The following is a 1106-nucleotide window of genomic DNA, read 5'->3' on the forward strand; positions in this document are numbered from 1 at the left end:
GCACGTGATAGGTTTTGTCGGGGCCATTGGCAGGGTCAGTGATTTGAGCCGCCCAAGCCGGGGCATTGGTAAACAACAGCAGCCCTTCGCTGGCCTTGTCCAATCGACCTACGGGCGCAATCCAACCCAGCTGCGCACCTTCAAAGCAGCGATACACGGTGTCGCGCCCTTGCTCATCGCGGGTGGTGGTCACCAAGCCGCGGGGCTTGTTGAGCATCAGGTAGCGCGGCGTTGCGGCCACCGCACGGCTGTTTTCGATGTCGATCCGCGCAGCGTGCACATCGCGCACCGGAAATTCAGGGTCGTCAATGACACGACCATCCAGGCGTACCAGACCGGCACGGATCAGCCGCTGTGCTTCCGTACGCGAACACAGGCCGCGCTTGGACAATACGCGCGCCAGCCCAAAGCGGGGTGTTACCAAGAGGCGCTTGCCCACCAAACTTACTTGCCTGGGGCTGTGGCAGGCTCGGCTGCAGGATCTTTCTTGCCCACCACGCGCACGCCGCGTGCCTTCATCCACGCATCAAATTCATCAGCAGTCATGCGTTTGCCATTCTGGGTCATGTTGAAGCGCCACGGCGTATTGTCGAACGCGGTCTGCGGCTTGTAGGCAGCCGCGTCATTGCCGACAGCACTCGCCGGAGTCAAGGTCTTGGCCATCGCACGGCAACCATCTGCACGAATTCGCACCAACACATTATCTACCGACAACGCTTCGTCAAACGACTGCACCAGCACACCATTGGCGCCACCCAGCTGTGTGGTGCCGGGGGCAAATTCAATGGCGACCGGCGATAGCAAGGTTGGGCGCACAGGTGTTGCGGTCAATCTATCGGTTTGACAGGCATCACCACCGGCATGCGCCAGCAACGGCGCACTGGCAAGGACAGCTGCACATACTGCGCGTTGGATCGACATCATGAACACTGCTCCCCGAAGAATGCCGCCAGTGTAGGCGGTGAAAGCATCTTGCTGCAACGCAAAAGCATCGTGGAAAAAAACACCGTCACTCACACCGTGACGCCAACGGGCTCCGTGATCACAAAAAACGAAACCCGGCACTCGGCCGGGTTTCGCGGATCACACACTGACAGCAGAAATTA

At 59.6% G+C, this 1106-nt stretch carries 2 protein-coding genes; both read right to left on the minus strand.

Annotation, left to right across the window (positions count from 1 at the left end; genetic code table 11):
• Positions 1-442: pseudouridine synthase (locus tag QWB57_RS11195; RefSeq protein ID WP_288969588.1), on the minus strand; the 442-nt coding region annotated here is incomplete at its 3' end.
• A 2-nt stretch (positions 443-444) separates the two neighbouring features.
• Complete coding sequence (locus QWB57_RS11200) at positions 445-915, minus strand: hypothetical protein (protein WP_223627726.1); 471 nt, start codon at positions 913-915, stop codon at positions 445-447.
• Between the last annotated feature and the right edge of the window lie 191 nt (positions 916-1106).

The organism is uncultured Thermomonas sp., assembly GCF_937872235.1.
Lineage (GTDB): Bacteria > Pseudomonadota > Gammaproteobacteria > Xanthomonadales > Xanthomonadaceae > Thermomonas > Thermomonas beijingensis.